The following is a 13,606-nucleotide window of genomic DNA, read 5'->3' as shown; positions in this document are numbered from 1 at the left end:
CAATAGGTAGTCAGCCGCGCCGCGCTGTCCATGCCTGCGGGTCCGGGGCTTGCCAATCGACCCACGCGCCATGGAAATCGGCCCGCCCCAGAGCGATCTCGGTGCCTTGGGGCCATAGTGTCAGCGTCAGCCGCGCGCCGGGGCCTTCGCCGTCATCCTCCATCGCGACATGCGCCAGCGGCTCGTTCGGTTGCAGGCGCGTGCGGGCCATGGTGTCGATGATCTCGCGCTGCTGCGCATCGGTCAGGTATTGCCAGAACAGGCTGTGATAGACCATGTGGCAGGCTTGCGGTTGTGGGCGTGACAGGCGGTCGGACAGCCACGCGACGGCGCAGCCTTCGCGGACCGGGGGCTGGAGTTCCGCCGCAAGATCAAGTGCCGTGGCCTGCCGCGCCAGCCGCGCGGGCTGGTCGACCCAGATGTAGCTTTGCAACCTGTCGCGGTCCGCAACCGGGTCCAGCGGGTTGCGGTCCACGCCCGCGCGCGCGCGGATCACCGGGGCAGCCACGGGCGGCACAGCCCCGCGCCAATCCGGCGACAGCGTGAGTGTCGCATCCTCCGGCCCCAGGCGCTGGTCGCCGATTTGCAGTGCATAATGGTCCCAGATCAGGTTCAACCCCGCCGCACAGCCCAGTTCCGACAACACAAGCGGCAGGCCGAACGCGGCGGTCAGCCAATGACCGGCGGCGATGAACACGGCGCTGCGGGCCACTTCATTGGTCTGGGGGGCATTCTCCAGCACGGGCATAATAGCCGCCGCCTTCAAACGCAGAACTGCGTCCAGACTGCGCCAAAGCTGGGGGTCATCAATGTCGCTGCGGCCATAAAAGCGCGCCAGGATCGCGGCCTGCCGGGTCAGCACCAGGTAGTGCAACGCGCCCGCCAGCCGCAGTGCCACGGCGTCGTTGTCCAGCCGCTCGCCGGGCCAGCCCAGCAGCCGGTCGGCCACGGCATGGCCGGGGCGCAGATGGTCGGCCACCAGCCGCAGAATCCGCGCAGTATAGGCAGACCCCAATTCCTCGCAAGCGGCGGCCTGCGCGCGGGCATGGTCACGAAAGCTCATTTGAAGCGGTCCACCAGTTTTTGCAGCGGGCTGCGGGTGTCGTTTTCTTCGGCCGTCGCGGCCTTGGTATCAGGCATGGCGGAAGGGTGCGATGCCGGTTTCTCGGTCTTTGGCTTGGGCGGCGACATGCGCAGGCCGACCGCATTCGAGAATGCAGCGCCGTCGCCCTTGGCCAGCGCGGGCGCGCCATCGGCAATGCCGCGCATCAGGTCGTCCAGCCAATCTTGGTCGGCCTTGGCGAAATCTGACAGCACATAGGCGGCAACGCGATCCTTGTGGCCCGGGTGCCCGATGCCCAACCGCACCCGCGCGTAATCCGGCCCCAAATGCCCGTGGATCGAGCGCAGCCCGTTATGCCCGGCATGACCGCCCCCCTGTTTCAGGCGCAACTTGCCGGGGGCAAGGTCCAACTCGTCGTGAAAGACGACCAGATCAGCAAGGTCCAGTTTGTAAAAGCGCAGCGCTTCGGCGACCGATTGGCCCGAGAGGTTCATGAAGGTATGGGGCTTCAGCAGGATGATCTTTTCTGACCCCAGCCGCCCTTCGCTGACCTCTCCCTGAAACTTGCTGCGCCACGGCGCGAAGCCATGCGCATCGGCAATCGAATCGAGCGCCATGAAGCCGATATTGTGGCGGTTGCCCGCGTATTTCGCGCCCGGATTGCCAAGACCCGCAAAGAGTTTCATGCCTGTTCACCTTGTTTGCCCACGCAGCATAATCGCCCGCGCCGGGCGTGAAAAGCGCAAGCCGCGCTTGAGGCGGCGCGCCGCCGGTCTTACCTATGCGCAAAGCGAAAGGACCAGCGCATGTATCTGACAATCAACCGTTTCAAGGTCGCACCCGGACAGGAAGAGGCGTTCGAGGCAATCTGGCAGAACCGCGAAAGCAAGCTGCCAGAGATGGACGGCTTCGTGGAATTCCACCTGTTCAAGGGGGCAAGCACGGACGAGGCCACGATCTACCTGTCCCATACGCTGTGGCGCGACAAGGCGGCGTTCGAGGGCTGGGCGCGGTCGCAGAATTTCCGCGGCTCGCACAAGGGCGTGCGCGACCACGGGAGCATTTATCTTGGGCCGCCAGAGCTGGAATTCTACGACTCGGTCCAATGCATCCGGGCCGAGGGCTGACACGCAAACGGGGCGCCCGACAGGGGCGCCCCGCGCAAAGCCTGAAACGCGTGCCGATTATTCTTCGGCAGCTGCTTCGGTTTCTTCTTCGTCGTCAGCCGCGGCCAGGGCACGCGGTGCCGCGATATTCGCGATCACGAAGTCGCGGTCGATCGTCGGCTTCGTGCCTTCGGGCAGCGTGACGTCGGAAATGGTGATCGTGTCGCCGATCTTGAAGTTGGTCAGGTCGATGACCAGCTGCTCGGGGATCTCGCCCGCCAGCACGTTCAGTTCCACCTCGGGGCGCACGATGGTCAGCGTGCCGCCGCGCTTCAGGCCAACGCATTTTTCGGCGTTGATGAAGTCGACATGGATGAACAGGTTGATGCGGCTGGTGCGACGCAGGCGCATCAGGTCGACATGGGTCGGCAGACCCTTGACCACGTCGCGCTGCACGCCACGGCAGATTACGCGCACATCTTCCTGACCTTCGACCTTCAGGTTGAAGAGCGTGGACAGGAAACGCCCGGCTTTCAGCTTGGCGATCAGGTAGTGGTAGTTGAAGTTGATCGGCTGCGGGTCGATGCCGCCGCCGTAAACGATACCGGGCACTTTATGCTCACGACGAGCTTGGCGGGCGGCCCCCTTGCCTGTCCCCGCGCGTGCCTCGGCTACAAGATCCGGGATCTCTTTTGCCATTGCTGTGGTTCCTTATGACATATGAAACGGCCCGCCTCCAAGGGTGCGGGCCGCGAGTGGGTTCGCTATAGGGCAGATTCGGGGGGAAGGGAAGGGGGCTTGTCCAGCCCCCTCTTGCGCCTTCGGCGCAATTCACCCCCGGAGGATATTTTTACAAGGATGAAATCAAAGCGGCACGGTCGGGTCGCCGAAGCCCTGCGGCACATAGAGCATATGCGGGCCGACATTGCGGATATCGGTTTCGCCGCACAGCGCCATGGTCACGTCCAGTTCCTTGTGGATGACTTCGAGCGCGCGGGTCACGCCCGCTTCGCCCATCGCGCCCAAGCCATAGGTGAAGGCGCGACCGATATAGGTGCCCTTCGCCCCAAGCGCGACGGCCTTGAGCACGTCCTGCCCCGACCGGATACCGCTGTCGAAATGCACTTCCATCCGGTCGCCCACGGCGTCGATGATCGCGGGCAGCGCGCGGATAGAGCTGACCGCGCCGTCCAGCTGGCGGCCCCCGTGGTTCGAGACGATGATCGCGTCGGCCCCGATGTCAGCCGCGCGGCGGGCATCCTCGGCATCCATGATGCCCTTGACGATCAGCTTGCCGCCCCACCATTTCTTGAACTCGGCGATGCGGTCCCAATCGAGCGAGACATCAAAAGCCTCTGCCGTCCAGGTGGCCAGCGACGACGGATCGCTCACCCCTTTGGCATGGCCCACGATATTGCCGAAAAACCGCCGCTTGGTGCCCAGCATCCCGAGGCCCCATTGCACCTTGGTCATCATGTTGGCCACGGATTTCACCGTCAGCTTGGGCGGGGCGGACAGACCGTTTTTCAGGTCTTTATGCCGCTGGCCCAGCACTTGCAGGTCGACCGTCACCACGATGGCCGAACAATTCGCCGCGCGGGCGCGGTCGAACAGGCGACGCATGAAATCGTCGTCTTTCAGCGTGTAGACCTGGAACCAGAAGGGTTTGGTCGTGTTTTCGGCCACATCCTCGATAGAGCAGATGGACATGGTCGAGAGGGTAAAGGGCACGCCGAATTTCTCGGCGGCGCGGGCGGCCTTGATCTCGCCATCCGCCGATTGCATCCCTGTCAGGCCCACGGGTGCCAGCGCCACCGGCATGGACACGTCTTCGCCGATCATCTGTGTTTTGGTCGAGCGGTTGTCCATATCGACCGCGACGCGCTGCTTCAGCCGGATATGGCGAAAGTCGGAGGTATTTTCGCGAAAGGTCTGTTCGGTCCAGCTGCCCGATTCCGCGTAATCGTAGAACATGCGCGGCGTGCGGCGTTCATAAATGCGGCGCAGATCTTCGATATTGGTGATGACGGGCATGGCGGCCTCCGCTGATTGGTAAGAAATCTTTACCGATAAGCGGGCTGTCAGGCAAGTCTGGCGTCAGGACGAGAAGGTCCGCTTCAGCCAGCCCTTCTTGGGCGCGTCTTCGGGCGCGGCGTCGGCGGTGTCGTCCTCGGGTTTGGGCGGTTCCACCTGTTCCTGAAACCGGGTAAAGAAATCCTGCGCCATCTTGCGCGCGAAGCCATCGACAATGCGGCTGCCAAGCTGGGCCAGTTTGCCGCCGACCTTGGCCTCGACCACGTAGCTTAGCTTGGTGGTGCCGCCATCGCCATCGGCCAGTGACACCCGCGCCTCGCCCTTGGCAAAGCCCGCGGCCCCGCCCTTGCCTTCGCCCACAAGCGTGCAGCTTTCGCCCGCGATCACATCGGTCATGCTGACGCTGCCCTTGAAGGTCGCCTTGACCGGGCCGACCTTTTGCACGACCACGGCGTCGAACCCCTCCTCGGCAGAGCCCGTCAATTCCTGGCAGCCGGGCACGCAGGCTTTCAGCACCTCCGGGTCGAACAGGGCGGCCCAGACAGTGTCGCGCGGCGCGTCGATGATGCGGTCTTCGGTCAGTTCCATGATCTGCCTCCCCTTCGGATATGTGGTGCAGCTTAGGCGATCGGCGGCGCGGGTGCGACCGAGGCTTTCGTCGCATGGACCAAGGTGTCATGGGGCCAAGTGCGATGGGGCCGAGCGCTACAGGGTCGATTGACTGGTTCGGGCAAATGTGATCACAGTGCGTCATGCCCGATACGCTGACCCGATTGCCCTCTGCCCAGCCCGACGCCCCGGTTCAGGCGGCGCATGACCGGGTGTATCGGGGGCTGCGCCAGCAGATCATGCATGGCGAATTGCCGCCGGGGCATGCGCTGACGCTGCGTGGCATCGGCAAGGCGTTCGAGGTCAGCATGACACCCGCGCGCGAAGCGGTGCGGCGCTTGTCGGCCGAAGGGGCGCTGACGCTGTCGGCCTCTGGACGCGTGACCACGCCGGAACTGAGCAATGACCGGATCGAGGAACTGGCGCAAATCCGCGCCCTGCTGGAGCCGGAACTGGGCAGCCGTGCCTTGCGGCGCGCGCATCTGGCGCTGATCGACCGCATGGAGGCGATCAACGAGTCGAACGCGCGCGCGGTCAACCTGCACGACCCGGTGAACTACATTCGCACCAACCTGGAATTTCACCGCACGCTGTACCTGCGCGCGCAAAGCCCTGCGATCCTTGGGCTGCTGGAAACGGTCTGGCTGCAATTGGGGCCGACGATGCGCGTGCTGTATACCCGGCTGCGCCGCACGACGCCGCCGCCCTATCACAGGCATATTCTGGAAGCGCTGCGCGCGGGCGATGACGCGGCCTTGCGGCTGGCCATTCGCACCGATGTGACGCAAGGGCTGAAGCATCTGCAAAACTAGGATGTGCTGTCGAAAAGCGCGGCGATCTGGCGGTGATGGAACGCGGCCGGGTCATCGACATCGTGACCCAGCGCGCGCGCCTTGTCGAAAAAGCCGCGTGCGGGCAGGCCGTTGCTGGCGCGCCCAGTGACCAAGGCCGCGCGCAGCGCTTGGCCCTTGGCGCTGTCCTGCTCCATCAGCCCTTCCAGCGCGCTGGTCAGCCGCGCGATGCGACCCGGCCCTATCAGCCCAAGCTGTGCTGCCAAGGCGCCATAGGTCGTTGTGCAGCGATCCTTGGCCAGCGTGGCAAGTGCCTCTTCCAGCTTGGGGATCATGTGTCGAACTTGGTGCGCCACGCGTCTATGGACCAGCGGCCGGGGCCGTGCAGCGCCAGCATCAGATACCCGCCGGTCAGCGCGATGTTCTTCAGCAGCATGACCATGTCGGTGGGTTGCGCCAGATCGCTATAGGCCAACAGCCCCGACAGCAGGCTGAAGCCCGCCATGGCCAGTGCCGTGGGGCGGGTCAAAACGCCAAGGATCAGGAACAGGCCCGACAGGATCAGGAACCAGAACACCAGCCCGCCCAGCACGATGGGCACCCCGTCCGCGGCGAGCGTTTCGGCAAAGCCGCGCACATCGCCCGCATTCGACAGCCCCGCCAACAGGAACAGCACCGCCATCAGCACCCGCGCCGCCAGCGACAGTGGCGCGTCGAACCGTTCGGCCAAGCGGACGGCTATGCCGCTGTCGGCCGGGGGCATCAGCTTTCCCCGGCCTCTGGGGTGTCGTCCTCTTCGGCCTCGACAATGCGCGCGACTGACACGACCTGTTCGCCCGCGCCGGTGTTGAAGACCTTCACCCCCCCGCCGGTGCGGCGCAGGAAGCGGATACCTTCGACGGGCACGCGGATGGACTGGCCCTTGGACGTGGCCAGAATGACCTGATCCGACATCTCGACCGGGAAGAGCGCGACCAGCGCGCCGCCGCGCATGGCCTTGTCGGTTGCGCCCACACCTTGCCCGCCGCGCGTGGTGATGCGGTAGTCGTGGCTGGAGGTCAGCTTGCCCAAGCCATTCGCTGTGATCGTCAGCAGCAGGTCTTCGGCAGCGGACATTTCAGCATAACGTTCGGTCGAAAGCTGGCCCGCTTCAACGGTTTCATCTGGCTCGTCCGTGTCATCCTCGGTCACGCCCGCGATCAGGCGGCGCTGGCGGATGAACGCCTCGCGCTCCTCGGGTGTCGTCTCGAAATGGCGGATCACGGCCATGGAGACGACGCTGTCCTCCTCGCCCAGTTTCACGCCGCGCACGCCCGTGGAATCGCGCCCTTTGAAGACACGCACATCGGTGGTCGGGAAGCGGATGGCGCGCCCGGAAGAGGTGACAAGCATCACGTCGTCATTCTCGTCGCAGATGCGCGCATTCACCAGCGTCACGCCCTCGGGCAGCTTCATGGCGATTTTGCCATTGCGCATGACATTGGTGAAATCCGACAGCGCGTTGCGCCGCACATCGCCCGCCGAGGTCGCGAAGACGATTTGCAAATCTTCCCATTCCTCTTCCGGGCGGTCGACCGGCAGAATGGCGGCAATGCTGACACCATTGGCAATGGGCAGGATATTGACCATCGCCTTGCCGCGCGCATTGCGGCCCGCCAAGGGCAGGCGCCATGTCTTCAGCTTGTAGACCATGCCATCGGTGGTGAAGAACAGAAGCTGCGTGTGGGTATTGGCCACGAACAGCGTTGTGACAACATCATCATCCTTGGTCGCCATGCCCGACAGCCCCTTGCCGCCCCGGCGCTGGGCGCGGAAATCGGCCAAGGGCGTGCGCTTGATATAGCCGCCAGAGGTGATGGTCACGACCATATCCTCGCGCTCGATCAGGTCTTCGTCGTCCATATCGCCGGACCAGTCGACGATCTCGGTGCGGCGCGGCACGGCGAAAGCCTCGCGCACTTCGGTCAACTCGTCCGAGATGATGCTCATCACCCGCGCGCGCGACCGCAGGATGTCGAGATAGTCCTTGATCTTGGCGGCGAGGGCTTCCAGCTCGTCCGTCACTTCCTTCACGCCCATCGCGGTCAGGCGTTGCAGGCGCAATTCCAGAATGGCGCGGGCCTGCGTTTCGGACAGGTTATAGGTGCCATCGTCATTCATGGTGTGGCTGGGGTCGTCGATCAGCCGGATATACTGGGCGATATCGCCCGCAGGCCAGCGCCGCGTCATCAGCTTCTCGCGCGCTTCCGCCGGGTCGGCCGAAGCGCGGATGGTGGCGACAACCTCGTCCACATTCGACACGGCCACGGCCAGACCGCACAGGATATGGCTGCGCTCGCGCGCCTTGTTCAACTCGAACGCGGTGCGGCGGGTGACGACCTCTTCGCGGAAGGTGATGAAGGCGGTCAGGAAATCACGCAGCGTCAACTGCTCGGGGCGGCCCCCGTTCAGCGCCAGCATGTTGCAGCCGAAACTGGTCTGCATGGGCGTGAAACGGAAGAGCTGGTTCAGGACCACTTCGGGCGTGGCGTCGCGCTTCAGCTCGATCACGACGCGCACACCCACGCGGTCGGATTCGTCGGCGACACCCGAAATCCCTTCGATCCGCTTGTCGCGCACAGCCTCGGCGATCTTCTCAACCATGGTCGATTTGTTCACCTGGTAGGGGATCTCATCCACGATGATGGCGTAGCGGTCCTTGCGGATTTCCTCGACATGGGTTTTCGCGCGGATGATGACCGACCCGCGCCCTTCCAGATACGCCTTGCGCGCGCCGGAGCGACCGAGGATCAGCGCGCCCGTCGGGAAATCGGGGGCGGGGACATACTCCATCAGGTCGGAACTGGTCAGGTCGGGGTTCTCGATCAGGGCCAGAGTGGCATCGACCACTTCGCCCAAATTGTGCGGCGGAATATTCGTGGCCATACCCACGGCAATCCCGCCCGCGCCATTGACCAGCATGTTCGGGAAGCGCGCGGGCAGAACGGTCGGTTCACGGTCGCGCCCGTCGTAATTGTCCTGAAAATTGACCGTGTCCTTGTCGATATCGGCCAGAAGCGATTGCGCAGCCTTGTCCATGCGCACTTCGGTGTAGCGCATGGCCGCCGGGTTATCGCCATCCATGGAGCCGAAATTGCCTTGCCCATCCAGCAGCTTCAGCGACATGGAAAACGGCTGCGCCATGCGCACCAGCGCGTCATAGATCGCGCTGTCGCCATGCGGGTGATACTTGCCCATCACGTCGCCCACCGGGCGGGCGGATTTGCGATAGGGCTTGTCATGGCTGTTGCCGGATTCGTGCATTGCGTAAAGAATGCGCCGATGCACAGGTTTTAACCCGTCGCGCAGATCGGGGATCGCGCGGCTGACAATCACGCTCATCGCGTAGTCAAGATACGACGTGCGCATCTCCTGCTCGATCGAGATGGTCGGGCCGCTGGGGGCCGCAGGCGGCATTTCGTCAGTGTTTTCAGGGGTTTCGGGCGTGTCGCTCACTGGACCCTCTTTATCTGTTCGGGCAATCAATATCTGGTTGGGGGCACAGTATCAGATGCACGATATGGGGTGCAATGGCCCGCGCCCGGCCATTTTGGCAGTCACGGGCGCAGGTGGCTAACAATATGTTTTCATTGAAAATTATATTTCCTTTGGCATCATTTTTTCATCAGTGATTGCAAGAGGCTGACAATGACCGCATCCCCCACCGAACTGATGCTGAAAGGCTACGGGCTGACCACGGCGGAAATGATCTACCGAATGCCCGACCATACCCATGTGCTGAACACGTTTCTGTGGCAGGAGTATGATCTGGCCCCCGACTATCCGCGCCTGTTCCAGTTCATCGAATTCTGGCACGAAAAGATCGACGGCCCGCTGCATTCGGTGCGGTTCTCGCACCGCAAGCGGCTGGCGGCGGGCGAGTGGCGGCATGTGGTGGGAGAGTTCGAAATCGGCGGCCGCCGCGCGCGGGATTTGCGGTTGCGGTTGCAGTAATGCGCCATAGTCGCGCCTAAGCGCGACAACCCGCGACCGCCCGCCCCTAGGCGGGCGCGGGTTCCCCACGCCCCCCTCGGTCGGACGCGGGTTGACGCTTTCCAAAGGCTGCACGCAAAGAAAAACCCGGCCAAGACGGCCGGGTTTTCAAGTTTGACTTGGAGGTCGCTTAGCTACACCCGCTCGTCCCGCCGCAGGTGTTGCACTTCATGCAAGTCCCATTGCGCACCAGCGTGTAGTTGCCGCATTCGCCGCACGGGTCGCCCTCGTAGCCCTGCATCTTGGCCTTGGTGCGGGCGTCCATCGAGGTGACGGTCACGCTTTCGACCTCGCGGGTCTGGTAGGCCACGGCAGCCGACCCATCGGAAGCAAACCCCGTCGCTTGACCGCCTTGCAGCACCGTCAGTTCCTGCGGCAGGCGCTTGCGCAGATACCCGGTGGACGAGATCTGGCGCAGCACTTCCAACGACCGCGAGGCCGCGTCATCCGACGGCTCGGCAATGTTGCGCCCTTCATTCTCGCCCGCGCCCAGATCGTCGAACGCGGTGCCCGAGGGCTTCACATGCGCCAGATCGGTGCGGTCCAGGTAGCTGACCGCCAGTTCGCGGAAGATGTAGTCCAGAATGGACGTCGCGTTCTTGATGCTGTCATTGCCCTGCACCATGCCCGCTGGTTCAAACCGGGTGAAGGTGAAGGCATCGACGAACTCTTCCAGCGGCACACCGTATTGCAGGCCGACCGAGACCGCGATGGCGAAGTTGTTCATCATCGCACGGAAGCCAGCGCCTTCCTTGTGCATGTCGATGAAGATCTCGCCCAGCTTGCCGTCTTCGTATTCGCCCGTGCGCAGATAGACCTTGTGCCCACCGACAACCGCCTTCTGGGTGTAGCCCTTGCGGCGTTCCGGCAGCTTCTCGCGGTTCGAGCGGACGATTTCCTTGATGATGACCTTCTCGACGATCTTCTCGGCCAGAACCTTGGCCTTTTCCTGCGTCGAGCCGCTTTCAAGGATTTCTTCCGCTTCCTCGTCATCCTCGATCAGCGCAGCGGCCAGAGGCTGCGACAGTTTCGACCCGTCGCGGTAAAGCGCGTTCGCCTTGATGCCCAGCGACCAAGACAGTTCGTAGGCCGCCAGCGTTTCCTCGATCGTGGCCGAGTTCGGCATGTTGATCGTCTTGGAAATCGCGCCCGAGATGAAGCTCTGCGCCGCTGCCATCATGTGGATATGGCTGTCCACCGACAAGAAACGCTTGCCCTTTTTACCGCAGGGGTTGGCGCAATCGAACACGCCCAGATGCTCGGGTTTCAGATGCGGGGCACCTTCCACCGTCATCGTGCCGCAGACATGGTCATTGGCGGCCTCGATCTGTGCCTTGGTAAAGCCCAGATGGCGCAGCAGGTCGAAGCTGGGATCGTTCAGTTCTGCCGCCGGAATGCCCAGCGTCTCGCGGCAGAATTCCTCGCCCAGCGTCCACTGGTTGAACACGAAGCGAATGTCGAAGGCCGAGGGGAGGGCGGCTTCGATCTTCTTGATCTCTGCCTCACCAAATCCGTGGCCGATCAGGCTGGTGTGGTTGATGCCGGGTGCTTGGCCAAGGCTGCCATGGCCGACGGCATAGGCGATGATCTCGGCAATTTCCGATTCCTTGTAGTCCAGCTTGCGCAGACCAGCGGGCACCGACTGGTTGATGATCTTGAAATAACCACCCCCGGCCAGTTTCTTGAACTTCACCAGCGCGAAGTCGGGCTCGATGCCGGTGGTGTCGCAATCCATGACCAGACCGATGGTGCCGGTGGGCGCGATGACGGTGGCTTGGGCGTTACGGTAGCCGTGCTCCTCGCCCAAGGACAGCGCCTCGTCCCAAGCCGCGCGGGCCAGATCGACCAGACGCGCGTCGGGGCAGCCCTCTGCGTCGAGTGCCACGGGGGCGACGTTCACGCCCTCATAATCGGTTGCCCCATGCGCCGCGCGGCGATGGTTGCGGATCACGCGCAGCATGTGGTCGGCGTTTTTCTTGTAGCCGGGGAAAGCGCCCAGTTCTGCCGCCATCTCGGCCGAGGTCGCATAGCTGACGCCGGTCATGATAGCGGTCAGCGCGCCGGTCAGCGCGCGGCCCTCGCGGCTGTCATAGCCATAGCCCATATTCATCAGCAGACCGCCGATATTGGCATAGCCCAGACCCAGCGTGCGGAACTCATAGGACCGCTGCGCGATCTCTTTCGACGGGAATTGGGCCATCATGACGCTGATCTCCAGCGTGATCGTCCACAGGCGCGAGGCGTGCATATACGCCTCTGCGTCGAAGCGCGTGCCGTCGTAGAATTTCAGCAGGTTCATCGACGCAAGGTTGCAGGCCGTGTCATCGAGGAACATGTATTCCGAGCAGGGGTTCGAACCGCGGATCGCACCATCGGCGGGGCAGGTGTGCCACGCATTCACCGTGTCATGGAACTGGATGCCGGGATCGGCGCAGGCCCATGCGGCATGACCAACCTGGTCCCACAGCTCGCGCGCCTTGACGGTCTTGGCGACCTTGCCATCGGTGCGGCGCAGCAATTCCCAATCGGCATCATCCTTGACCGCCTGCAAGAAAGCGTCGGTCACGCGCACCGAGTTGTTCGAGTTCTGGCCCGACACGGTGACATAGGCTTCCGAATCCCAGTCGGTGTCATAGGTCGGGAATTCGATGCTGTCATAGCCTTGGCGCGCATATTGCAGAACGCGCGCGGTATAGGTTTCCGGGATCATGGCTTTCTTCGCGGCCTTGATCGCGGCTTTCAGGCTGGGGTTCTTTGCCGGGTCGACGGCATCCTCCGTGCTGCCATCCCATGCCCGGATCGCGCCGAAAATATCGTTCAGGCGCGCTTCGTGCAGTTTGGAGCCGGCAACAAGAGAGGCGACCTTTTGTTCTTCGATCACCTTCCAGTTGATGAATTCCTCGATATCGGGATGGTCCATATCGCAAATGACCATCTTTGCCGCGCGGCGCGTGGTCCCGCCCGACTTGATCGCGCCAGCGGCACGATCCCCGATTTTCAGGAAGCCCATCAACCCGGAGGATTTACCGCCGCCCGACAGTTTCTCACCTTCACCACGCAGTGAGCTGAAATTGGTCCCGGTGCCGGAGCCATACTTGAACAGGCGCGCCTCGCGCACCCAAAGATCCATGATGCCGCCGTCATTGACCAGATCATCCGAGACAGACTGGATGAAGCAGGCATGAGGCTGCGGATGTTCATAGCTGGATTTCGATTTCACCAGCTTGTGGGTGAACGGGTCGACATAGAAGTGACCTTGGCTCGGGCCGTCGATGCCATACGCCCAATGCAGCCCGGTGTTGAACCACTGAGGGCTGTTGGGCGCGGCCATTTGCGCGGCTAGCATGAAGCGCATCTCGTCGAAATAGGCGCGGGCGTCTTCTTCGGTGGCGAAATAGCCGCCTTTCCAGCCCCAGTAGCACCATGCGCCGGCCAAGCGATCGAACACCTGCTTCGCGCTTGATTCGCCGACATAGCGCTCGTCCTCGGGCAACTCTGCCAGCGCGTCGGTGTCGGCCTCGGACCGCCACAGGAACTGCGGCACGCCATCTTCGGCGACGGGCTTCAGGCGGGCGGGCACACCCGCCTTGCGGAAGTATTTCTGCGCGATCACGTCGCTGGCGACCTGGCTCCAGCCCTTGGGCACTTCGACCGCGTCATTGCGGAAGACGACCGTGCCGTCGGGGTTGCGAATTTCCGAGACGGTCGTGGTAAATTCCAGCGCCGCGTATGCGTCCGCCGATGCCGTGGTGAAATGCCGTTCGATCTTCATGTGCCTGTCGCCCCTGACTGCGTTAATCTTGCGCCCGTGGGGCGCGGTCGAATGTCGGCTGAACAGGGCACGCGCCATCGGCTGCTGAATGCAGGCATCCCGCGCGGTCGCACAGGCTGGTTTCCGTGATGTTCGATCCCTGTCCCGATACCCATCTGCGCTTCGCGTCGCTTACTAGATGTAGTGGGCACCGTGCTGA

At 63.2% G+C, this 13,606-nt stretch carries 12 protein-coding genes; 3 read left to right on the top strand and 9 right to left on the bottom strand.

Going from position 1 to position 13,606, the window contains the following annotated elements; translation table 11 throughout:
• Positions 1 to 10: 10 nt before the first annotated feature.
• Together J1C52_RS01470 and pth are read right to left on the bottom strand one after the other, a co-directional pair.
• Positions 11 to 1,063 (bottom strand): DUF2332 domain-containing protein, encoded by a 1,053-nt coding sequence (locus tag J1C52_RS01470; RefSeq protein ID WP_227426142.1) that lies wholly within the window; start codon positions 1,061 to 1,063, stop codon positions 11 to 13.
• On the bottom strand, positions 1,060 to 1,749 hold the full coding sequence (gene pth / locus J1C52_RS01465) for an aminoacyl-tRNA hydrolase (protein WP_227426141.1): 690 nt from the start codon (positions 1,747 to 1,749) through the stop codon (positions 1,060 to 1,062). Before pth ends, J1C52_RS01470 begins: the two co-directional genes overlap by 4 nt.
• A gap of 120 nt (positions 1,750 to 1,869) precedes the next feature.
• Here pth and J1C52_RS01460 point away from each other — a divergent pair, with 120 nt between their 5' ends.
• The gene (locus J1C52_RS01460) at positions 1,870 to 2,190 is read left to right on the top strand and encodes an antibiotic biosynthesis monooxygenase family protein (RefSeq protein ID WP_227426140.1); all 321 of its coding nucleotides are present in this window, start codon (positions 1,870 to 1,872) and stop codon (positions 2,188 to 2,190) included.
• Between the two features lie 57 nt (positions 2,191 to 2,247).
• On the opposite strand, the gene J1C52_RS01455 is transcribed toward J1C52_RS01460, so the two are convergent.
• The 3 genes from J1C52_RS01455 to J1C52_RS01445 all read right to left on the bottom strand — a co-directional run bounded on the left by J1C52_RS01455 (position 2,248) and on the right by J1C52_RS01445 (position 4,791).
• The gene (locus J1C52_RS01455) at positions 2,248 to 2,868 is read right to left on the bottom strand and encodes a 50S ribosomal protein L25/general stress protein Ctc (RefSeq protein ID WP_227426139.1); all 621 of its coding nucleotides are present in this window, start codon (positions 2,866 to 2,868) and stop codon (positions 2,248 to 2,250) included.
• 165 nt (positions 2,869 to 3,033) lie between these two features.
• Positions 3,034 to 4,203, bottom strand: a complete 1,170-nt coding sequence (locus J1C52_RS01450; RefSeq protein ID WP_227426138.1) for an alpha-hydroxy acid oxidase — start codon at positions 4,201 to 4,203, stop codon at positions 3,034 to 3,036.
• A 63-nt stretch (positions 4,204 to 4,266) separates the two neighbouring features.
• The gene (locus J1C52_RS01445) at positions 4,267 to 4,791 is read right to left on the bottom strand and encodes a CoxG family protein (RefSeq protein WP_227426137.1); all 525 of its coding nucleotides are present in this window, start codon (positions 4,789 to 4,791) and stop codon (positions 4,267 to 4,269) included.
• Positions 4,792 to 4,955: 164 nt separating this feature from the next.
• On the opposite strand from J1C52_RS01445, the gene J1C52_RS01440 reads away from it, so the two are divergent.
• Positions 4,956 to 5,624: a GntR family transcriptional regulator gene (locus J1C52_RS01440; protein ID WP_227426136.1), complete on the top strand. Its 669-nt coding sequence runs from the start codon at positions 4,956 to 4,958 to the stop codon at positions 5,622 to 5,624.
• Here the strand turns inward: J1C52_RS01440 and J1C52_RS01435 are convergent.
• The 3 genes from J1C52_RS01435 to gyrA are packed head-to-tail and all read right to left on the bottom strand — an operon-like array spanning position 5,621 to position 9,098.
• The gene (locus tag J1C52_RS01435; protein WP_227426135.1) at positions 5,621 to 5,938 is read right to left on the bottom strand and encodes a hypothetical protein; all 318 of its coding nucleotides are present in this window, start codon (positions 5,936 to 5,938) and stop codon (positions 5,621 to 5,623) included. The two genes, J1C52_RS01440 and J1C52_RS01435, sit on opposite strands and share 4 nt — an antisense overlap.
• Positions 5,935 to 6,366, bottom strand: coding sequence for a DoxX family protein (locus J1C52_RS01430; protein WP_227426134.1), 432 nt, complete (start codon positions 6,364 to 6,366; stop codon positions 5,935 to 5,937). Before J1C52_RS01430 ends, J1C52_RS01435 begins: the two co-directional genes overlap by 4 nt.
• On the bottom strand, positions 6,366 to 9,098 hold the full coding sequence (gene gyrA / locus J1C52_RS01425; protein WP_227426133.1) for a DNA gyrase subunit A: 2,733 nt from the start codon (positions 9,096 to 9,098) through the stop codon (positions 6,366 to 6,368). The genes J1C52_RS01430 and gyrA overlap by 1 nt, the downstream gene beginning before the upstream one ends.
• Before the next feature lie 192 nt (positions 9,099 to 9,290).
• Between gyrA and J1C52_RS01420 the strand changes: the two genes are divergently transcribed.
• Positions 9,291 to 9,596 (top strand): usg protein, encoded by a 306-nt coding sequence (locus tag J1C52_RS01420; RefSeq protein ID WP_227426132.1) that lies wholly within the window; start codon positions 9,291 to 9,293, stop codon positions 9,594 to 9,596.
• A 169-nt stretch (positions 9,597 to 9,765) separates the two neighbouring features.
• Here J1C52_RS01420 and J1C52_RS01415 read toward each other — a convergent pair whose 3' ends face one another.
• On the bottom strand, positions 9,766 to 13,407 hold the full coding sequence (locus tag J1C52_RS01415) for a vitamin B12-dependent ribonucleotide reductase (RefSeq protein ID WP_227426131.1): 3,642 nt from the start codon (positions 13,405 to 13,407) through the stop codon (positions 9,766 to 9,768).
• Between the last annotated feature and the right edge of the window lie 199 nt (positions 13,408 to 13,606).

The sequence above is a fragment of the Roseibaca sp. Y0-43 genome (genome assembly GCF_020667835.1).
Taxonomy (GTDB): Bacteria; Pseudomonadota; Alphaproteobacteria; order Rhodobacterales; family Rhodobacteraceae; genus Roseinatronobacter.
The sequence above is the reverse complement of the archived record's forward strand: the minus strand, read 5'-3'. Positions and strand labels throughout refer to the sequence as shown.